20 protein-coding genes and 1 pseudogene are annotated in these 20,213 nt (G+C 31.4%); 19 read left to right on the top strand and 2 right to left on the bottom strand.

Features of this window, described 5'->3' with window-relative positions; translation table 11 throughout:
- The first annotated feature begins 650 nt into the window (after positions 1-650).
- The 10 genes from CPJCM30710_RS04965 (at position 651) to CPJCM30710_RS05015 (ending at position 9,933) form a co-directional block, all read left to right on the top strand.
- The gene (locus tag CPJCM30710_RS04965) at positions 651-1,697 is read left to right on the top strand and encodes a DUF362 domain-containing protein (RefSeq protein WP_212903078.1); all 1,047 of its coding nucleotides are present in this window, start codon (positions 651-653) and stop codon (positions 1,695-1,697) included.
- The gene (locus CPJCM30710_RS04970) at positions 1,690-2,601 is read left to right on the top strand and encodes a permease (RefSeq protein WP_212903079.1); all 912 of its coding nucleotides are present in this window, start codon (positions 1,690-1,692) and stop codon (positions 2,599-2,601) included. Before CPJCM30710_RS04965 ends, CPJCM30710_RS04970 begins: the two co-directional genes overlap by 8 nt.
- A gap of 440 nt (positions 2,602-3,041) precedes the next feature.
- Positions 3,042-3,428 (top strand): MerR family transcriptional regulator, encoded by a 387-nt coding sequence (locus tag CPJCM30710_RS04975; protein ID WP_212903080.1) that lies wholly within the window; start codon positions 3,042-3,044, stop codon positions 3,426-3,428.
- A 149-nt stretch (positions 3,429-3,577) separates the two neighbouring features.
- A complete protein-coding gene (cbiM, locus tag CPJCM30710_RS04980; RefSeq protein ID WP_212903081.1) occupies positions 3,578-4,579 on the top strand; it encodes a cobalt transporter CbiM in 1,002 nt (333 codons plus the stop codon).
- A 136-nt stretch (positions 4,580-4,715) separates the two neighbouring features.
- Positions 4,716-5,504, top strand: coding sequence for an energy-coupling factor transporter transmembrane component T family protein (locus CPJCM30710_RS04985; RefSeq protein ID WP_212903082.1), 789 nt, complete (start codon positions 4,716-4,718; stop codon positions 5,502-5,504).
- Positions 5,505-5,560: 56 nt separating this feature from the next.
- Entirely contained in the window at positions 5,561-6,286 is a 726-nt protein-coding gene (locus tag CPJCM30710_RS04990) for an energy-coupling factor ABC transporter ATP-binding protein (protein ID WP_212903083.1), read from the top strand.
- Between the two features lie 66 nt (positions 6,287-6,352).
- Positions 6,353-7,687 carry a nickel pincer cofactor biosynthesis protein LarC gene (larC, locus tag CPJCM30710_RS04995; RefSeq protein ID WP_212903084.1) on the top strand — a complete coding sequence of 445 codons (1,335 nt, stop codon included), beginning with the start codon at positions 6,353-6,355 and terminating at the stop codon, positions 7,685-7,687.
- Positions 7,688-7,714: 27 nt separating this feature from the next.
- Positions 7,715-8,539, top strand: coding sequence for an ATP-dependent sacrificial sulfur transferase LarE (larE, locus tag CPJCM30710_RS05000; protein ID WP_212903085.1), 825 nt, complete (start codon positions 7,715-7,717; stop codon positions 8,537-8,539).
- 69 nt (positions 8,540-8,608) lie between these two features.
- Entirely contained in the window at positions 8,609-9,355 is a 747-nt protein-coding gene (gene larB / locus CPJCM30710_RS05005; RefSeq protein ID WP_212903086.1) for a nickel pincer cofactor biosynthesis protein LarB, read from the top strand.
- Between the two features lie 266 nt (positions 9,356-9,621).
- Positions 9,622-9,933, top strand: coding sequence for a PTS sugar transporter subunit IIB (locus CPJCM30710_RS05015; protein ID WP_212903087.1), 312 nt, complete (start codon positions 9,622-9,624; stop codon positions 9,931-9,933).
- A 349-nt stretch (positions 9,934-10,282) separates the two neighbouring features.
- Here the strand turns inward: CPJCM30710_RS05015 and CPJCM30710_RS05020 are convergent, their stop codons facing one another.
- Entirely contained in the window at positions 10,283-11,179 is an 897-nt protein-coding gene (locus tag CPJCM30710_RS05020; protein WP_212903088.1) for a diacylglycerol/lipid kinase family protein, read from the bottom strand.
- 101 nt (positions 11,180-11,280) lie between these two features.
- Positions 11,281-11,892 (bottom strand): class I SAM-dependent methyltransferase, encoded by a 612-nt coding sequence (locus CPJCM30710_RS05025; protein ID WP_212903089.1) that lies wholly within the window; start codon positions 11,890-11,892, stop codon positions 11,281-11,283.
- A 184-nt stretch (positions 11,893-12,076) separates the two neighbouring features.
- Between CPJCM30710_RS05025 and CPJCM30710_RS05030 the strand changes: the two genes are divergently transcribed.
- The 9 genes and pseudogenes from CPJCM30710_RS05030 to CPJCM30710_RS05070 all read left to right on the top strand — a co-directional run bounded on the left by CPJCM30710_RS05030 (position 12,077) and on the right by CPJCM30710_RS05070 (position 20,203).
- Positions 12,077-12,574: a DsrE/DsrF/DrsH-like family protein gene (locus tag CPJCM30710_RS05030; RefSeq protein WP_212903090.1), complete on the top strand. Its 498-nt coding sequence runs from the start codon at positions 12,077-12,079 to the stop codon at positions 12,572-12,574.
- Positions 12,575-12,629: 55 nt separating this feature from the next.
- Positions 12,630-12,880 (top strand): annotated as a pseudogene (locus CPJCM30710_RS17765) (FAD-dependent oxidoreductase); the annotation flags it as partial.
- Between the two features lie 241 nt (positions 12,881-13,121).
- Positions 13,122-13,787 carry an HD domain-containing protein gene (locus CPJCM30710_RS05040; protein WP_212903092.1) on the top strand — a complete coding sequence of 222 codons (666 nt, stop codon included), beginning with the start codon at positions 13,122-13,124 and terminating at the stop codon, positions 13,785-13,787.
- Positions 13,788-14,195: 408 nt separating this feature from the next.
- Entirely contained in the window at positions 14,196-15,590 is a 1,395-nt protein-coding gene (locus CPJCM30710_RS05045) for a L,D-transpeptidase family protein (RefSeq protein ID WP_212903093.1), read from the top strand.
- A gap of 183 nt (positions 15,591-15,773) precedes the next feature.
- A complete protein-coding gene (locus CPJCM30710_RS05050; RefSeq protein ID WP_212903094.1) occupies positions 15,774-16,268 on the top strand; it encodes a DUF2975 domain-containing protein in 495 nt (164 codons plus the stop codon).
- Between the two features lie 19 nt (positions 16,269-16,287).
- Positions 16,288-16,494: a helix-turn-helix domain-containing protein gene (locus CPJCM30710_RS05055; protein WP_212903095.1), complete on the top strand. Its 207-nt coding sequence runs from the start codon at positions 16,288-16,290 to the stop codon at positions 16,492-16,494.
- 14 nt (positions 16,495-16,508) lie between these two features.
- Entirely contained in the window at positions 16,509-17,990 is a 1,482-nt protein-coding gene (locus CPJCM30710_RS05060; protein WP_212903096.1) for a DUF4153 domain-containing protein, read from the top strand.
- 456 nt (positions 17,991-18,446) lie between these two features.
- Complete coding sequence (locus CPJCM30710_RS05065; protein ID WP_212903097.1) at positions 18,447-19,592, top strand: pyridoxal-phosphate-dependent aminotransferase family protein; 1,146 nt, start codon at positions 18,447-18,449, stop codon at positions 19,590-19,592.
- Positions 19,593-19,669: 77 nt separating this feature from the next.
- The gene (locus CPJCM30710_RS05070; RefSeq protein WP_212903098.1) at positions 19,670-20,203 is read left to right on the top strand and encodes an ECF transporter S component; all 534 of its coding nucleotides are present in this window, start codon (positions 19,670-19,672) and stop codon (positions 20,201-20,203) included.
- Positions 20,204-20,213: the final 10 nt, after the last annotated feature.

The raw sequence follows: 20,213 nt of genomic DNA on the forward strand, positions 1-20,213 counted from the left end.
AGAATTTAAAATTAATTTTAAAATTTTATATGGAATGTTCATAACTTACTTTATCTGCTACATCTCACATATCCTGTTGATGCTAAGGTACAGGATCGAATAGCTGAGGGTATTTTACAAACATTGATTGAAATAGGTGAAACTACAGTTGCCTTTTATAACTTATACTATGTCTACCAGTAAGGTATTTTAAAGCTATAAGTTATATGTTTATTGTACGGATCATTTTAAATTGTATGCTTTCTAATTAAGAGTAGATCACGTATTTTAGAATTCCATAAAAAATATAGAGTTTTACAAATATGCATGATAACTTTGACAGGGTTATTGTGCATATTTTTTTATATAGTTGGTAGTGATAAATAGCGGGAATTGCTAGATATATAGAGTTTTGGAAAAATTAAGAATTCTTAAGATATTTCATAAGAAAATTTTAATATTTGGTATTTATACTATATCCATAAGATAATTTTCAATGAGCAAACATTATTAAATGTCCGCAATTAGGAATAAGAGGAGGTTTTAGGAGGTAGATAAAAACTCTATAGATATACCCGTAGGATTATCTGAAGCAAAGTACAAATTAGAATTTATTTCAAGTGAATATTAAAGAAAACATTAAATTGTTGAAGTAGGGGGGGAAGTATGAAATGAAAACCAAAAGATTGATTACTATGATATTAACCACCAGTTTGTTGCTTTCTTTCGTTACAGGATGCAGCAACACTCAAAGAAGCATATCAGATAATGCTTCTGAATCATCTAAAGTGGTTAACAGTTCGAATGAGGAGTCTCCTCAAACAAAGGCTTCTTCAGACAAAGCAGCGGATGGAGTACCAAAAGTTTTTATGACAACCGATATCAGTTCTAAGGGGTTGATGGATGTTTATAAAACGCTAGGTCGTGAGGCGACTGGCAAGGTGGCCGTGAAACTCAGCACGGGCGAGGCAGGCGATACTTACTACCTTAATCCAAATCTCATAAAAGACCTTGTCCAGTCTGTGAACGGAACAATTGTCGAAAATAACACAGCTTACGGCGGCTCCCGCGCCAATACGGCAATGCATCTGCAAGTTGCTAAAGATCATGGGTTTACCGCTATTGCCGATGTAGACATTATGGACGCGGATGGTTCCATCAGCCTGCCTGTCAAAAATGGAAGCCATCTGAAGGAAGATCTAGTGGGCTCCCATTTTAAAAACTATGATTTCTTTATAATCCTCTCCCATTTCAAAGGCCACGCCATGGGCGGCTTCGGAGGGGCAATCAAGAATATGTCCATCGGTATTGGATCTTCTAACGGCAAAAGCCTGATTCACAGTGCAGGAAAATCAACCACCGGTTTTGCCATGAACACCCCGCAGAACGATTTCCTGGAGTCTATGGCAGAAGCTGCAAAAGCTGTTGAGGACAACAAAGGCAAAAATATTTTGTATATCAGCGTGATGAACAATCTCTCTGTTGATTGCGACTGCGACTCAAGCCCCGCCGCCCCTACAATGAAAGATATTGGCATTCTTGCGTCTTTAGACCCGGTGGCGCTGGACAAGGCCTGCGTGGATCTCGTTTATGCGGCATCCGACGGGAAGGATCTGGTAGAGCGCATTGAATCCAGAAACGGCACACACACGCTGGACCATGCTGAGGAGATTGGCCTTGGCAGCCAAAAATATGAGCTGGTGAAGTTGAATGATTGATATTATCAGGCGAGAACTCATATATTTCTGGTTCTATTTTAGCGTTCAATTTGACCAAATTGCATCATATTGGGCGTTTGGTATTTTCTTGGGCTCGGTGATTTCAGTATTTGGTAAGAATAAAATCCACACGCTGTTTACCGCAATGCAAAACAAACATCTTGGAGTTTTTGGAGTGGTTCCGGCAAGTCTGCTTGGGATTGCTTCTCCTCTTTGCATGTATGGAACCATACCCATCGCCGCCTCATTTTCTAGAAAGGGAATGAGAGATGATTGGCTCGCTGCGTTTATGATGAGCTCCATTTTGCTAAATCCTCAACTTATCATTTACAGCGCTGCTCTCGGTAGGACAGCGCTAGTCATACGTTTTGCTTCATGTTTTATTTGTGGTATCGTGGCAGGACTTTGTGTTCGGTTCTTTTACCAGAATAAGAACTTTTTCAATTTTTCTGGTTTTGCAGAACCAACAAATCGCGATACCGACCCTAATTTGTTGTTACGACTACTAAAAAACATTTGGAGGAATGTCAAGGCAACAGGGGGATATTTTCTGGTTGGTATTACTCTCTCGGCACTGTTTCAACGTTATGTACCTTCTGAGGCAGTTATTGGCCTTTTTGGTAGTCAACGGGGGCTTGGTGTATTAATGGCGGCAACAATAGGAGTACCCCTATATGTGTGCGGCGGGGGAACGATTCCTTTGCTACAAGGATGGTTGCAAAAGGGTATGAGCATGGGGTCTGCCGCAGCGTTTATGATTACTGGGCCTGCAACAAAAATTACAAACCTTGGAGCTGTCAAAATCGTTCTTGGTGTTAGGTGCTTTATACTCTACTTGTTATTTACTATGCTGTTTGCATTTACAACAGGGGTTATTATAGATTGTTTTTTTAAAATGATTTAGTATCTAATGATAATAAAAATAAAAATGGAGATGTATTTAAAGAAATAGTTGATTATTATGATTAGTCATTCTGCCAAATTCAATATAATTATCTAGATGAAAATCACAAAGCTGGAATAGGATGATTAAAATATGCATTTGATAATATCGAACCACTTAAAGGTGGAAAAATAGATCACGTATTTTAGAATTCCACAAAAAGATATAGAGTTTTAAAAATATGCATGATAATTTTACCAGCGTTATTGTGCATATTTTTTTATATATTGGTAGTTATGAATAGCGGAACTGCTGTTTTGCACTTTGAAAAGGCAGTCATTTTTTAATGGACGAGAAAAAGATACTAATTTAAAGTAGCATGGATTAGTGATCTTATATAAAAACTGTTGACTTGGAGTTAACTCTAAGTACTATAATATTAAAAAAGGGGGTAAAATCGTATGACAATTGCAGAAGTAAGTAAAAAATTTGACCTTTCGCAGGATACACTCCGCTATTATGAACGAATCGGGTTGATTCCCAGTGTGAAACGCAATAAAAGCGGAATCAGGGAGTATACGGAAGAAGACTGCATGTGGGTGAACTTTATCAAATGTATGAGAAGTGCAGGTCTTCCAATTGAAGTCTTGATTGAGTATGTTACGCTGGTTCAACAGGGGGATGAAACTATTGAGACTAGAAAAGAAATCTTAATCGAGCAGCGTAAGGATCTTATAGCAAGAATGGAAGATATGAAAAAAACACTAGGACGTCTGGATTATAAAATTGTAAGATATGAACAGTTAATAGTTGAAAAAGAAAAAACACTAAGAAGACCGGAGGATTAGTTTGTATAGTAAAACAGTATAGATATTATCTTCAAGTCCGAGGAAAGGTGGAAACTACGATCTGTTGTGCGACCAGTTAATGTATAGATTACGGTAAAATTATAGTTAAATATTTAGTTGTTTAGAGGCTTCTAAGGAGGAATAACTTTATGCATATACCTGATAATTATTTAAGTCCTTCAACTTGCGCTACTTTTGGAGTTGCTATGCTACCTATATGGAGAAGAGCAAGTTTAAAGGTAAAAGCTGAAATAACAAGACAGAAAATGCCTCTTCTTGGAGTGGCAGCAGCTTTTTCATTTTTAATTATGATGTTTAATATACCTCTCCCAGGAGGAACTACAGGACATGCTGTTGGTGGTGCTCTTGTCGCTATTTTGCTTGGACCTTATTCTGCTGTTTTTGCAGTTACTATAGCTCTTGCAATTCAAGCATTGTTTTTTGGAGATGGAGGAATTTTAGCATTAGGAGTAAATTGTTTTAATATGGCTTTTATAATGCCATTTACAGCATTTTATTTATTCAAACTTACAAAAAAATTATTTAGAAATGAAAAAGGAGAATATATTGGAGCATTTCTAGGAGGATATATTTCTGTTAATATGGCAGCTTTATTTACTGCAGTTGAGTTTGGTATTCAGCCATTACTTTTTAAAGATTTTTTAGGATTACCACTATATAGTCCCTATGGTTTAGCTATATCTATTCCAGCTATGATGATACCTCATTTATTAGTAGTTGGAATTTTGGAAGGAATAGTAACTATGGGGGCGTATAGCTATATAAAAAAGGCATCACCAGATGTAATATACAGAGAAAAAGTAAGCAAAATAAAATTTTTATACATTATAATAGGAATTCTCATTTTATCTACTCCTTTAGGGCTTTTAGCAAATGGAACTGCCTGGGGAGAATGGGGCTCAAAAGAAATCAAGAATCTTATAGGATTTGTACCTAAGGGAATGGAAGAAGGAGTTCAATTTAATTCTCCAATTCCAGATTATGGTTTGAAATTTTTAAATGAATATTTTGGATATATTCTATCAGCATTAATTGGCGTAATAATAATTTTAAGTACTTTTAAGGTTTTAGGGAAAATAAATTTGAAGAGAAATAAGGCACAATCAAAAAATAATAGACCAGTATGTTAGTCTATTTTGCGTCATACTGCGTCAACATAATCTGCACATAGTTCTACTATGAGCTGATTATGTTTCCTTGTCTGACACAAAATATACGTCGCATCTTTGGTCTATTATTTTTTTCATGTGCCTAAAAGGAGATTAAATGGTTCCAGAATGGCTTTCAGTAAAAGATAATTACATTCCAAAGGAAGAAAAAAACGTATACATTCAAAAAAGTATTTTTTCTTTAATTAAGATAATTTCGATAATTAGACAAAATAAAAATCAGGATAGATTAGTTTATTCAATAAATCCAATCTTAAAGGTTGCAAGCATTATAATAATGATACTGTGTGTATCTATTTCAAGAAGTTTTATATACCTATTGATAATAGATATATATGTGTTAATTAATCTTTTTCTTATGGAAACCAAATTAATGAAAAGGATACTGTTTAAAAGTTTTATGTTCCCTTTAATAACTTTAATAGCATTAATACCATCTATGCTTTATGGAAACATATATAATAGTTTATTGCTTTTTCAAAAATTAATAATAACTATACTGCTTATGAATTTGTTATCTCATAATACTAAATGGAGTGAAATTAGTAAATCATTAAAATTACTATTTATACCAGATATATTTATATGGATTATGGATATAACCATAAAATATATTGTTCTTCTAGGCGAACATTCTATTAACCTGTTATATGCATTAAAACTTAGATCAGTTGGTATAACTCCTAATAAATATAATTCTCTCACAGGAATTATGGGAAATTTATTCGTAAAGTCTTATAAAATGAGTGAAGAGATGTTCCATGCTATGGAATGTAGGGGCTTTGTAGGAGAATATACTACAAAAGTAAATTTAAAATTAAAGAAAGTGGACTATGTATATTTGGCAATAAATATATTCTTGGTTAGTTTGTTTACATACTTATAATCAAGTATATTCTAAAAAACAATATGCCTTACTAAACAAATTAAGGAGAATTATTGATGATAAAATTAGAGAATATTTCATTTACATACAAGAATAAAATAGCTCTTGATAATGTAAATGTCCGTATAGCAGAAGGAGAATCTGTAGCCATTATAGGTCCAAATGGAAGCGGAAAGTCAACCTTTTTAAAACTATTAAACGCAATTATTTTTCCAAGCAAGGGCAAGTATATATTTGATAATACTGAAATAAATGAACATACATTAAAGGATATTAAGTTCTTAAAGTTATTTCATAAAAGATTAGGATTTGTATTTCAAAATTCTGATGCCCAGCTATTTTGTTCTACTGTCTTTGAAGAACTGGCATTTGGACTTATGCAAATGGAACTACCAGAGGAAGAAGTAAATAAAAGAGTAAATGATTGCCTTAATCTTCTTAATATAGATAAGTTAAAAGATGAACATCCGTATAGTTTAAGCGGAGGAGAAAAGAAAAGAGTTGCAATTGCTAGTGTTTTAGCTATGAATCCGGAAGTAATAACTTTAGATGAACCAATGAATGGAATAGATCCAAAAGGAAAAAGATTTTTAAAAGAACTGTTAATAGATCTGAATAAAAGCGGCAAAACTATAATTTGTGCAACTCATGATTTTGAATATATAGAAGGTGTTTTTAATAGAGCTATTGTATTTTCAGAAGATCATAAAATAATAAGAGACGATAAATATAAAAATATTATAAATAATCAAGATTTTCTAAGAAAATATAACATCATATAACTTAACAGTATTAAATGTTGGACAAGATAGCATTTAAAATTCAAACGGTGAGAAGGAGTGATAAACATGAAGATTTTATACTACGATTGTTTCTGTGGAATAAGTGGTGATATGAATTTAGCGGCACTAATAGATTTAGGAGTTCCTAAAGAATATTTAATGCAAGAACTTTCAAAAATTAACTTAAATTCTGAATATGAAATAAAAATTGAAAGGTCTGGGAAGCTTGGAATAACAGGAACTAGGGTAGACGTTATATTAAAAGACAAATTAAATGATAAGACACATATTTCAGAGCAGGCTTTACATGAGCATAATCATGAATATACTCATGAGCATAACCATGAATACTCTCATCAAAATAGTAATGAAGAGAAGCATCATGCTGAAGATAATAATAGTCATAAATGTAGTCACGAAGGGCATGTTCACAACCACGAGCATCATCATAGAAACTTGAAGGATATAGAGGAAATAATAAACTCAAGTGATTTAAGTGATAAAGTTAAAAAACTTAGTTTAAATATGTTTATGAAGGTTGCAGAAGCAGAAGCAAGGGTTCATGGAAAAACCTTATATGAAGTACATTTTCACGAGGTAGGAGCTATTGATTCAATTGTAGATATGGTGGGAGCAGCTATTTGTTTAGACTATTTAAAAGTAGATAAAATTATTGCATCTCCAGTTCAAGTTGGAGGAGGATTTGTTAAATGCGCTCATGGTCTTATGCCAGTACCAGCTCCTGCAACAGCAGAAATTTTAAAGAATATTCCTATAAATGCTGGAATCGTACAATTTGAAACGACCACTCCTACTGGGGCAGCAATACTCGCGGCAAACGTTGAAGAATTTACTCAAAAGGTTGATTTCTCAATTAAGAAGATAGCATATGGAATAGGTCATAGAGATCTAGAAATTCCAAATGCCTTAAGAGTATATTTAGGTGAGAAGGAAAGTTCTGAAAAAGTAGGAGAGCAGTATATACTTGAAACTAACATAGATGATATGAATCCAGAAATTTATGGATATGTAGAAGAAAAACTTTTTGAAATAGGAGCCTTAGACGTATTTAAAACACCTATATTTATGAAAAAGGGAAGGCCAGGGATAAAATTAAGTGTGTTAACTAATGAAAAAGTTGAAAAGGATGTTTTAGAAGTTATTTTTGAAGAAACTACGTCAATAGGTGTTAGAAAGTACAAGGTTGAAAAAATAATGCTAAGTAGAGAATTTTCAAAAGTAAAAACAGAGTATGGAGATATTACAATAAAGAAATCTTATTATAAAGGGAAGCTAGTAAAATATAAACCAGAATATGAAGAATGCAAGACTATAGCAAAAGAAAAAAATATATCTATAGATAAGGTATATAAGGCTGTTTATAAACAAGATTTAAATTAATGTTATGGGTGAGGGGTGCAAAGATAAGTGATAAGCAATGAAAAGTATAATGAATTAATAAAATATCTCAAAGGTTTAGGAAAAGTAGTTTTAGCATTTTCAGGTGGAGTAGACAGTACTTTTTTACTTAGAGTAGCAAAAGAAGCTCTTGGAGATAATGTAAAAGCAGTGACAGTCTTATCACCATATATTCCAAAGTGGGAAATAGCAGAAGCAGAGGAATTAGTTAAAGAATTAGGAGTGAAGCATGAAATTATAGAAGCTCCAATTATTGAATCAATTAAATATAATCCAGAAGACAGATGTTACCTTTGTAAGACAGCAGTATTTAATATGATATTAGATTTATCTAGGAGACAAGGGTATGATTGCGTAATTGATGGAACTAACTTTGATGATATAAGTGATTATAGACCAGGTCTTAAAGCATTAAAGGAATTAGAAGTAAAAAGTCCACTTTTAGAATGCAAATTAACTAAAGCAGAGATAAGAGCTTTTTCTAAAGAATTAGGACTTAATACTTGGGACAAGCCACCATATGCTTGTCTTTTGACAAGAATACCTTATGGAAATGAATTAAAAGTAGAAGATTTTGAGAAGATTGAAAATGCAGAAAAATATATGATGAGTATAGGGTTTAGAGCTGTTAGAGTAAGATGTCATGGAGATTTAGCAAGAGTTGAAGTAAGCAGAAATGACAGAAGTAAATTGTTTGATGAAGAGCTTTTAGATACTATTGCTAAAAATATAAAAGAATGCGGATTTAAGTATGTAACATTAGACTTACAAGGATATAGAGTAGGGAGCTTCAATGAAACTATAATGAAAAATTTAGATGAGCAAAATAAATAAAAAGATTGCTAAGATTAAATTTAAAGGGTGTAATAAATAGTTAATAAGAATCTTAGGAGGATAAAGCTAGTGAATAAAGAAGAAATTAAAGTTTTATTAGAAGGTGTTAAAGATAATAAAATAAACGTACAGCAAGCTCTTGAAAGATTAGAAGATTTACCTTTTAAAGATTTAGGTTTCGCTAAAATAGATAATCATAGAGAAATTAGAGTTGGTTATCCAGAAGTAATATATTGTGAAGGAAAGACAGTAGATCAAGTTAGAGATATTATTAAATTTATGCTTACAAAAAATAATAATATATTAGGAACTAGGGCTAATGAAGAAATGTATAATGCAGTAAAGGAAATATGTGAAGAAGCAGAATATAATAAACTTGGACGAACAATAATTATTAAGAAAAAGGAACAGCCTCTTACAGAGAGTTATATAGCGATAGTTGCAGCAGGTACTTCTGATTTACCTGTTGTAGAAGAAGCATTTGAAACTGCTAAAATATTAGGAAATAGAGTTGAAAAAATAACTGATGTTGGTGTTGCTGGTATACACAGACTTTTTTCAAGATTAGATGTTATTAGAGGAGCAAAAGTTGTTATAGCGATTGCGGGAATGGAAGGAGCTTTAGCTAGTGTTATAGGCGGCCTTGTGGACAAACCTGTGATAGCAGTTCCAACAAGTGTTGGCTATGGAGCAAACTTTGGAGGAATTGCAGCTTTATTGTCAATGTTAAATAGTTGTGCAAGTGGTGTTAGTGTAGTAAATATAGATAATGGATTTGGTGCAGCGTATAATGCTAGTATAATTAATAAGCTATAAGTCAAATACGACTATAAAATTAAAGTCTACGAAAATGCAATTTTAAAAAAGAACTTATTTAACTGTGGATATGTGACTAAGTTGCTATCTTAAGTAGTTTAGTCAAGCTTCGTATATATTTAGGATTATTCTCAAGATCATTTAATGACTTGCATGTCAGAAAAAAATCTAATAAAAGAAATAATTCAAATAAGAAAAGAAAGACAAGCTTAAAATTAAAAACAACATAAAAAAAATAAATTATAAAATTTTGAGAGGTATCAATTATGGTGAAAATTAGATTATTTTGTGCAACTGGAATGTCAACAAGTATGTTAGTACCAAGAATGAAGAAAGCAGCAGAAGTAAAAGGGATAGAAGTAGATATTGAAGCATTTCCAGAACATCAAATGTTAGACCATTTAGATAAATTAGATTTAGCATTGCTTGCACCACAAGTAGGATATACTCTTCCAAATTCTAAGAAAATTTGTGGACAAGCAGAAGTACCAATAGAAGTAATACCAACTGTAGATTTCGGTATGATGAATGGAGAAAAAGTTTTAGATTTTGCTTTAAAGCTAATTGGAAACAAATAAGAGATTTTTGAATAAAGCTTTTAGGGACAAAGTTGTCAGAATGAAATTGTAGAAACTTTACTAGCTGTTTGGAATCCAAGTAAAGGTTTATTTCTGTTTGGTTGCTGTACGTCAATCGTGAGAAACTCGCAGAGCGTGTTTTGGGGGTTTACTCTTAACTTAGAGTCAACTCCAAGTATTATAATGTTGGATATAAGGAGGTGAAAGCGCATGACGATTGCAGAAGTAAGTGAAAATTTGATATTTCATCAGAGGGGCATCCCATAAAGAAAAGGGATGCCCTTTACTTAAGGATTATACAGAGGACTGGATCCTGTATTGAACAGGATCCAGTCTTTTTAACTTTTTCTTAGTTCTTTTCATTCTTTTTTAACGGGAAAACCAGTTTGATTCCATCAGATATAATATCAAAAGCCGCTTCTGTTGTCCTGAAAATTTCGCCATCAATGTTCAAAAGGAAGCTTTCCTGAGAATTTATTTTAACTTTTTTTGATTTAGAATAGGTAACCTCTTTTATTGACTCATGTGTACCTTTAATTAACTTGGGGAACAAGAAAATAATTCTGAATGGATTAGCTTTATCAATGTGGTAAATATCAAGATATCCGTCATTGAGCTCAGCTAATGGAGCAATCTTCATTCCTCCACCGTAATACTTGCCATTAGCAACAGCCAATAACAAGGTTTCCTTATGATAGTCCCCCTTGTCAGTACTTATTTTGCATTTAAAGCTTTTATATTTGAATAGAGTATAAAAAACTCCCGCCACATAAGTTGACATGCCATTAAAAAGAGGTAGCTTCTTGAATCTGTCCGAATTAAAGACAACCTCAGCATCGATTCCCGCAGATGCAACACTTAAAAAATAACGGCCATTTACTTTTCCAATATCTATGTATTTTTCTTTTCCTTTTATAGTTCTGTACAGCAGGCTTTCGTCAGAGCTGGCATCAATATTTCTGAAAAAGTCGTTTCCGGTTCCTGAAGGAATTACAGCAAGACTGCTTGAACTGTTGACTATACCATTCAAAACTTCATTTAAAGTTCCATCACCGCCAATTGAATACACCCTGTAATTATTAGTGGTCACATATTCTCTTGCTATCCTTTCGGCATCACCTGGTCCTTTTGTAAATTCTATATAATAAGGATCTTCCTTATGCCTGAAATATTCTCTTACAACTTCAGCATATTTAATTCCTTTTCCTTTACCGGCAGCTGGATTAATAATAAATAAATGGTTCATCTTTAGCCTCTTTTCAAAATTTTATAAAGTAAATAATACAGATTCTTTAATATAATAGTCTAAAAGTTTAGCAGCGGTTTTAAAGTCTACTCCGCATGATTTCATTTAAAATCTAGTCTATACACTAAAAAACTCTGACGAGGATCATTATCATATAAATAAGGTAATTTTATTTCATCCAAAAGTACAAATGAGGTATTGTTTTCTAGGAAGTATATATAATCATCTGATGGATAATATAATATAACATCTACTGTTCTTTCATATTCTTCCACAGAAATTAAAATATTTCTTATTACCTTTATAAATATTTGTATAGAAAAAGGGTTAAAGAAGTAAAATTTATTATCTGACGGATTTATATTATATTCTTCTGCAAAGCAATTTAAAAAATTAATACTATTTGTTTTCTTTTTATGTTTTTTTAAATAATCTATTTTGTTATCAACAGCTTTCTTATAGAAAAAGGTATTCATTTCTATACCTGTAACAGTGGAGTGAAAAAAGTGATTTATGTAAAAGTTAAGCCTTCCTTTGCCACACCCAAAATCAACTATACAATCTTCTGCTGTAAATATATATTTTTTAGATAATATTTCTAATGCAGAGTATGAGGTTGGTTCATATCGATTATAATGCATTGATTCATTAAAGATTTTTTGTTCCCCTGAGGTTTTTATATTAAATAATTTTTCATAATATTGTTCGTCCATTATAGTTTTCCTCTAACTTTAAATTTTACGTAAGTTTAAATAACTACCTTAAATTATATAATTATAAAAAACATAGAACAAGTAAGAAATTTAGCAAGTTTAGTCATAATACTCTTATATTACGTTTTAGTAACTTGAATAATTTTCAGCTTTTTGTGTCATCTTTTAAATAAAGGTGGTGATTATGTTGCATCATAACGATGTAAAGGGTAAAAGATTAAACTTGCTTCTTTTCAGTGGAGAATATGATAAAGCATTAGCAGTGCTAACTATTGCAAATGCTGCAAGAGAACTTGGTGTTGAGGTAACTATATTTTGTGCTTTTTGGGGGCTGTTCATTTTAAGAGACCCTGAAAAAATGACGTTAGAAGATAAGACAGCGTATGAGAAAATGTTTAGTACAATGACTCCTAAAGGACCAGAGGAACTTCCTTTATCAAAAATGAACATAGCTGGTATAGGTAAGGCAATGCTTGAGGAAATGATGGAAGATGCAGAAGCTCCAAGACTTATAGACTTTTTAAAAGGAGCAAGAAAAAAAGGAGTTAAATTCTATGGATGTAAAATGTCTGTAGAAGTTATGGGGTTTAAACAAGAAGAGTTTATCCCAGAATTTGAAGTTATAACTGCCGCAGACTATTTAGAGGATGCTTTAAATTCAGATATGCAGCTCTTTGTGTAAAGAAAACTAGAAGGATTTTACTTAGTAAAGTTCTTCTAGTTAAATTAGGAGTAAAAACGCCGTAAGGCTTGCTTTAGGAATGCCGCTTTTGATATTACCAAGATCTATTGTTATAGGTGACTTAATGCTTATGTAAATGAAAAGGCTGCTGCTAGAGAAGGAAGAATGAACAGATATACTTTCACAGGGGCAGAGTACTTTAAGAGAATGAAGGAAGTAGGTTTATATACTACTAATGTTAATGAAATAGAAATAAGAATTAGGAAGCTAAATCTTGATAGAGTTTTCAATACTAGGTTAATATGAAAGTAGAATTCAGAAGGGCATCTCATAAGAAAAAGGGATGCCTTTTACGGCTGTAGGTGTAATGGAGTAAGGATACAGTAGTAAGATATTTGTTCATTAGATTAATTATAAAAACTATTATTTAGGTAAAAATAAGACCGCAATATTCAATAGGAAATGTTGTTACATGTATCCAAAGTAAAAACAAGTCAGTATGAGGGAGTAAAGTCTTTTATGACTTATAGAATAAGGGAGTGAGTTTGTGTCGTTAATAACATTTGAGGACATAAAAAATAATAAAGAAATTAAAACTTATGTAGAAGCAGGTGATGAACATCTACGTATAAAAGGATATACTAAGCATGATTTTGATCATGTAACAAAGGTGGGAGAAACGGCAAGTGGGATATTAGAAAGCTTAGGTTTTAGTGAAAGAGAAGTTGAACTTGCTAAAATTTCAGCATATATTCATGACATTGGCAATATGGTAAATAGACAAGAACATGCACAAACTGGAGCGTGCATTTGCTTTAATATTTTAACTAGACTTGGTATGGAGCCAGAAGAAATAGCTATTATAGTATCTTCTATTGGAAATCATGATGAAGAGGTAGGACTTCCTGTAAATCCAGTTGCAGCAGCATTAATATTAGGTGATAAAACTGATGTAAGAAGATCAAGAGTAAGAAATAATGATTTTGCAACTTTTGACATACATGATAGAGTAAATTACGCTGTAGAAGAAGCAAATGTAAAGGTAGATGGAGTAAATAGAAGCATCGAGTTAGTGCTAACAATAGATACTTCTATATGTCCTTTAATGGACTATTTTGAAATATTCCTTAGTCGTATGCTACTTTGCAGAAAAGCAGCAGATTTTTTAAATAGTAAATTTAATCTAATAATTAATAGAACAAAAATGTTATAACATTGTATATATTATCGCGGGTTTTTATATCATAAAGTAAATGTAGAGTTTCTTCTGAATAAAGAAATCTTTCATTGTTAATTATATTATTGATATTTCTATTTACATATTTATCAATATCATAAATAGAGGTATCAAGTTCAAAATAATAAAGGTTACTAAACTAATGTTTTATTAAGCAGAGGTTTGAATCAAATTAACGAATACATATGAGAATATAGAGGTGCAATATCTAAAAGTTCTAAATATTCATCATAAAAATATTTAGTTTCAGGATTAAATACTCTTATTTAAAAATTTTAAGATTATTATTTATATATTAAGTTTTAAGATCAAAAATACAGACATATTATAAATTAGTTACTATGCTTAAATAAAATGTATTTTTGATGAAGGATATAAATCGATATGAAGAATATTAATGTAACAAAGCTTTTTAAAAGTGAGGCTACAGGAAATATTATTATTTTAATAGCTTCAATTGTACTAATATATTTGCTTATTTCATTATACTTTGCTAATCATTTCTTTTTTAATACAGTAATAAATGGAGTAGATGTTTCATTAAAAGCACATGATGATGTAGATGATATAATTAGAAGTTATATTAAAGATTATAAGTTACAGTTAATTGAAAGAAATGGAGAAATAGAAGAAATAATAGGACAAGATATAGGAATGCAATACAACGAAAAAAGTAATATTTCTAAAATTTATGAAATTCAAAATTCATTTAAATGGATAGGTTCATTATTAAAGGAGCAAAAATATTATGTAGATGATTTATTTGTTTATAATAAAGATAATTTAGAAAATAAAATAAATGAATTAAATTGTTTAAATAAAGGTATTATAGAACCGCAAAATGTAAGTTTTAGGTATTCAAATGGTTCATATGAAGTAATTGAAGAAGTATATGGAAATAAGATATATAAAGATAAATTAAATGAAGCTATAGAAATGAGTATATTAAAAGGAGAAACAAAATTAGATTTAAATGAAAATCTTTGTTACGAAAATCCAAAGTACACTTTAAGTTCTGGTAAGACTATTGAAACTAAGAATTTACTAAATAAGTATGTATCAACAAAAATCACTTATATATTTGGAAGTGAAAATGAAATATTAGATGAAAATATAATAAATCAATGGCTTAGTGTTGATGAAAATTTAGAAGTAGTAATAAATGAAAAAGCAGTTACGGAATATGTGCAAGGACTGAGTAAAAAATATGATACAGTTGGCATAGCAAGAAAAATTAAAACATCTACAAATAGAATAGTAGAAGTTAAGGGCGGATTTTATGGATGGAGAATTAATTGTGCTGCTGAAACAAAAGCATTATTAGAAAATATAAAACTTAGTGAAGTACTTGAAAAAGAACCTATATATACTCAAAAGGCTGTATCTAGGGGTGAAGATGATATAGGTAATACTTATGTAGAAATTAATATAACAAGGCAGCATTTATGGTTTTATAAAGATGGAAAGCTTATAACTCAAGGTGCCGTAGTAACAGGTAATCCTAATAAAGGAAATTCTACTAAGGTTGGAATCTATATGCTTAATTATAAAGAAAAAGGATCAACCTTAAGCGGACCAAATTATGAAGCTGAAGTAACATATTGGATGCCTTTTAACGGAAATATAGGAATACATGATGCAAGCTGGAGATATTCTTTTGGAGGCGATATATATAAGAGAAATGGAACCCATGGATGCGTAAATGCCCCATTATATTTAGCTAAAACAATTTTTGATAATATAGAAGATGGAACTCCTATTATTTGTTATGAAGAATAGAAATATAGTTAAAAAAGAGCGAGATAAAAGTTGAAATTGAAATGAAAGCAGGGTTAAAGGCAATTCTTTAACCCTGCTTTATTTTTCGATAATTATTTATTGAAAAACAATAAATAATTATTGAAAGTATTAAAAAGATGTAGTATGATGAAATTAGAAAATGTTAAATGGAGGAAATGATTTATGAAAGAGAACAAATATAATTCTATGTCCAGATTTTTGATAGTTGTATTAAATGTGCTTATTGCTTTTGGGGTATTAGCCTTTATAAGTTTAGTTATAAGTACATTAGCTCCTACTGATATTGGGGAGGTAAATAGAAAATATATAGTAAACTGTATATTGCTTTTTATTGGGACTTCTGCCTTGGTATTCATTCTTTACAGTCTTAGGAAGATTTTAAAGTCTGTTATAAAGGAAGGGCCCTTTAATATGGGTATTGTGAAAAGTCTTAAGAATATAGCGTTGAGCTGCTTCGTTATAACTATATGCTATTTAATAAATTTCTTTTACAATAATCAGTTTAAAAGCTTCAGTTTGATAAATATAGGTCCAACAGGCATACACACGGATACGGAATTCTTGATATTCTTCTTTGCAGGCTGCTTTGTTTTGATACTGGCTCAAATATACAAGCAGGCCGTTGAGGTAAAAGAAGAAAATGACTTCACTGTTTAGTCACTAAAGGAGGCTTATTATGGCTATAATCGTAAATCTTGATGTAATGATGGCAAAACGCAAAATCTCTCTTAATGAACTGGCTGAAAAGGTTGGAATAACCAATGCCAATTTATCCATATTAAAAACCGGAAAGGCAAAGGCTATAAGGTTTTCTACCCTGGAGGCTATATGCAGGGAGCTTAAATGTCAGCCGGGAGATATTTTAGAATTTAGAGAGGAATAAAAGGAGGGGTGAAAATGGAAATTAATGAAACTATGGAAATTAAAACTAAGGAAGGCTTATACTGTCTGTTATTTTCACTGCTGCTTGGGATTGCATTTGATAGATTATTTTTTGACAAGGCCTTTGGTATATCCTACTTCATATTCATAGGGCTGTGTATTGGATTCTTCTTATGGTCCACAAGAGACCGAATAAGCTTCGGAAAAAGCTTTGGGTGGTTTTTGCTTATTCCAATAGCTTTGCTGTCCTTTAGCTTTGCAGTTCATACAGTGGAAATATTTTATTTATTTAATATTTTAGCTGTTTCATTTCTTATGATTGCAAGCTCAATTTTAATAGTGAATCCAAGTTTTAAATGGGATAAAAGCAGCTTTATAGCAGAAATGCTAAGAAGAGGCATAGTAAATGTGCTTAATAATATTGGCAAGCCCTTTAAAATTTTAAAGGCTTCAATAAAAATAGGCATAGATGTGCAAATAGAGGAAGGAAAAAAGCAGATATTAATTGGCATACTTGTTTCCCTGCCTCTGCTAATTGTTATAATAATGCTTTTAAGCTCTGCAGATATGGTTTTTGGTCACTACCTAGCTAACCTGACAGAGATTTTTAATAATATAAATATAGAAAAGTTTGTACCCCATGTCGTACTGATTTTAGTTATAGCCTTTTACTTATTCGGCTATGTTTGGGGTTTCAAAAGTGAGGAAAAAACAATTGAGAGCAGCCTCTGCATCCCTGCTGTCAGCTGGGAGTTAGTTACAATAATAACTGTATTAATTGCTTTAAATATACTATATCTATTTTTCACAATGATTCAATTTTCTTATCTTTATGGTGGAGGTAATATGACGCTACCAGCTAATTTTACCTATGCTGAATATGCAAGAAAAGGCTTCTTTGAACTGGTCGCAGTTACCTTTATCAATTTTATAATAGTGCTTAGCTGCCTGAAATATAGAAAAAAAGATAATAAAAAGCTTTTAAAGGCGTCAAACCTTCTTTTAACTGTGCTTGTAGCATTCACCTTAAATATGCTTTTTTCAGCTAATTTCAAACTTACTTTATATGAGGGAACCTTTGGATACACATTTTTAAGGGTATCAGTGCATTTATTTATGCTGCTGCTTTTCATACTCTGCCTGGTTGTGGCTGCAGGCATTTGGTACAGAAAAATTCCTATAGTGAGAAGCATAATTGTGATAACAATAATTATGTATACAATAATAAATTATCTTAATATAGATGGATTTATAGCCAGAAAAAATATAGAACGCTATCGTGAGACTGGCAAGCTTGATGCTTACTATTTGACTTCCTTGTCCTTTGAAGCCGTTCCTTACTTGCTTGAAATGAGAGAAATCAACGACAGACATATAAAGAAGGTTATTGATGATAATTTAGAATACAGAAAAGAAGTGCTTGATAATGAAAATTCGTGGACTGAATTTAATTTTAGTAAAAACAGAGTTAGAAAATTATTGAACCGAGGGAATTAAGTGGCCCTCCTCAGGAGTCCCGAAATGATACCTGATCATGGTTAAAATTGGTAATAGAACTAGCATTATGGATTGTAACTATCTAAGGACTAAGCTCTCTGGAGTTTCTATGTTAGAAGATACATGTGTACGATTTGATAATGGCAATATTTGCAGGGTGGGCCAGCACCCTGTTTTTATTTGCTGACATTTCGCAAAGTGAAATTGTCTAAAATTAAATAGGCTCGATGCCTATTTAATTTTATTTTTGTCTTTTTAATTATAATAGCACTAATTGCTACCGATAATTCTATTTCACATTACGTTGTTATTGATAGGAATGGTATTTATTTTTCAGATTAAAGTATTTTAATTGTAGCAAAAAGTAAAGTGTACCCATACAATTCACTTTTTCTATCTTATATGATATTTTATTAATATTGAACAGTGGAAGAAAAGAGGAGGTATTACTAACTAATGAATAATAAATTTGTTTATGCGCCAGGGCCTACGAATGTAAGAGAAAATGTGAGATTGGAAAGGGCTAAGGCAACTACTAATCCAGATGTTGATGAAGAATTTATAGAGTTCTATAAAAATACTTGTGATAAGATAGGTAAAATAATAAAAACTGAAAATCCAACGTACATATTAAGTGGAGAAGGTATTTTAGGACTAGAAGCGGCATGCGCATCTCTTACTGAACCGGGTGATAGAGTACTTGTATTAGATAATGGGATTTATGGAAGAGGTTTTAAAGGCTTTGTTGAAATGTATGGAGGAGAAGGGATATATTTTTCAGACGATTACAACAAAGCTATAGATGAAAAGAAATTAAGTGAATTTTTAGAGAATGATCACAACTTTAAGTATGCAACAGTAGTTCATTGCGATACGCCAACAGGTGTTCTAAATGATTTATCTAAGATATGTCCAATATTGAATAAATATGGGATTTTAACTGTTGTTGATTCTGTTTCAGCAATGGCTGGAGAAGAGATAAAAGTTGATGAGTGGAAAATTGACATAGCTTTAGGTGGGTCACAGAAAGCATTTTCAGCTCCAACTGGATTAACTATGGTTAGCATTAGTGAAAAAGCTAAAGCAGCAATGAAGAATAGAAAAACTCCTATAGTAGGCTTTTATTGCAATTTAACTATTTGGGAAAATTATTATAAAGATAAGTGGTTTCCATATACAATGCCAATAAGTGATATTATGGGATTAAGTAAAGCAGCTGATAATATTTTAGATGAAGGTGTTCAAAATGTACTTAATAGACATGAAAAAATTGCAAGTGCAACAAGAAAAGCTATAAAGGAATATGGACTTGAGCTATTTTTAACTAATGGATATTCTAACACAGTTACTGCTGTTAAAATACCACAAAATATAGGTGCGTTAAAGCTCAAAGAGCATATGTTAAAGAAGTATAATACTTTAATAATAACATCATTAAAACCATATGATAATGAAATTTTAAGAATAGGACATATGGGAGAAAATGCGCGTGAAGATAAAATAGTTTACGCATTAAATGCAATAGATAATGGATTAAAAGATTTAGGTTTTAATAGTGACAAAGAATTAGTTGGACTATTTAATAAGTATTTAGATAAATAATATATCTTAATACAAAATTGATATTAGTAATAATTAAAAATCAATTTTATAAAAATACATAAAGGTGGGGCAGAAGAATGGAAATAAACAGAGGGAAAAGCAAATTTAAAACGAAGTACATGGTAGAAACAGCACTATTAACAGCATTAGTATTTGTAGCAACTGCATTTATTAATATTAGATTACCGTTTGTATCTAATGGTGGATTAGTTCACTTAGGAACTGTAATGTTATTTGTTACAGCAATTGTTTTTGGAAAAGAAAAAGGTGCTATAGCTGGGGCTGTAGGGATGGCAATCTTTGATTTATCTTCAGGATGGGCACTTTGGGCACCATTTACTTTTATTGTAAGAGGAATTATGGGATATATGGTTGGAGCTGTTACATGGAGTAAAAATAGAGATGGAAATAACCTTATGGTAAATATATTTGCAGTGATTTTATCTGGTGCTTGGATGATATTTGGATATTATATTACTGAAGGAATTCTTTATGGAAATTGGATAGCACCAGTAGCATCAATACCAGGAAATGTGACACAAATTGTTATCGGATTAATATTAGGGTTACCTATCGCTAAGGTTCTTAAAAGATATGTGAAATATATCTAAAGATATACCA

Source organism: Clostridium polyendosporum, from assembly GCF_018332455.1.
Lineage (GTDB): Bacteria > Bacillota > Clostridia > Clostridiales > Clostridiaceae > Clostridium_AY > Clostridium_AY polyendosporum.

Bases quoted from the DNA above. Each gene is read 5' to 3' on its own strand.
- CPJCM30710_RS05045 (WP_212903093.1), top strand. From the start codon at position 14,196: ATGAAGAATATTAATGTAACAAAGCTTTTTAAAAGTGAGGCTACAGGA.
- larC (WP_212903084.1), top strand. From the start codon at position 6,353: ATGAAGATTTTATACTACGATTGTTTCTGTGGAATAAGTGGTGATATG.
- CPJCM30710_RS05020 (WP_212903088.1), bottom strand. From the start codon at position 11,179: ATGAACCATTTATTTATTATTAATCCAGCTGCCGGTAAAGGAAAAGGA.
- CPJCM30710_RS05050 (WP_212903094.1), top strand. From the start codon at position 15,774: ATGAAAGAGAACAAATATAATTCTATGTCCAGATTTTTGATAGTTGTA.
- CPJCM30710_RS04990 (WP_212903083.1), top strand. From the start codon at position 5,561: ATGATAAAATTAGAGAATATTTCATTTACATACAAGAATAAAATAGCT.
- cbiM (WP_212903081.1), top strand. From the start codon at position 3,578: ATGCATATACCTGATAATTATTTAAGTCCTTCAACTTGCGCTACTTTT.
- CPJCM30710_RS05055 (WP_212903095.1), top strand. From the start codon at position 16,288: ATGGCTATAATCGTAAATCTTGATGTAATGATGGCAAAACGCAAAATC.
- CPJCM30710_RS05060 (WP_212903096.1), top strand. From the start codon at position 16,509: ATGGAAATTAATGAAACTATGGAAATTAAAACTAAGGAAGGCTTATAC.
- CPJCM30710_RS04985 (WP_212903082.1), top strand. From the start codon at position 4,716: ATGGTTCCAGAATGGCTTTCAGTAAAAGATAATTACATTCCAAAGGAA.
- CPJCM30710_RS05030 (WP_212903090.1), top strand. From the start codon at position 12,077: ATGTTGCATCATAACGATGTAAAGGGTAAAAGATTAAACTTGCTTCTT.
- CPJCM30710_RS04965 (WP_212903078.1), top strand. From the start codon at position 651: ATGAAAACCAAAAGATTGATTACTATGATATTAACCACCAGTTTGTTG.
- CPJCM30710_RS05025 (WP_212903089.1), bottom strand. From the start codon at position 11,892: ATGGACGAACAATATTATGAAAAATTATTTAATATAAAAACCTCAGGG.
- CPJCM30710_RS05015 (WP_212903087.1), top strand. From the start codon at position 9,622: ATGGTGAAAATTAGATTATTTTGTGCAACTGGAATGTCAACAAGTATG.
- CPJCM30710_RS04970 (WP_212903079.1), top strand. From the start codon at position 1,690: ATGATTGATATTATCAGGCGAGAACTCATATATTTCTGGTTCTATTTT.
- CPJCM30710_RS04975 (WP_212903080.1), top strand. From the start codon at position 3,042: ATGACAATTGCAGAAGTAAGTAAAAAATTTGACCTTTCGCAGGATACA.
- CPJCM30710_RS05065 (WP_212903097.1), top strand. From the start codon at position 18,447: ATGAATAATAAATTTGTTTATGCGCCAGGGCCTACGAATGTAAGAGAA.
- CPJCM30710_RS05070 (WP_212903098.1), top strand. From the start codon at position 19,670: ATGGAAATAAACAGAGGGAAAAGCAAATTTAAAACGAAGTACATGGTA.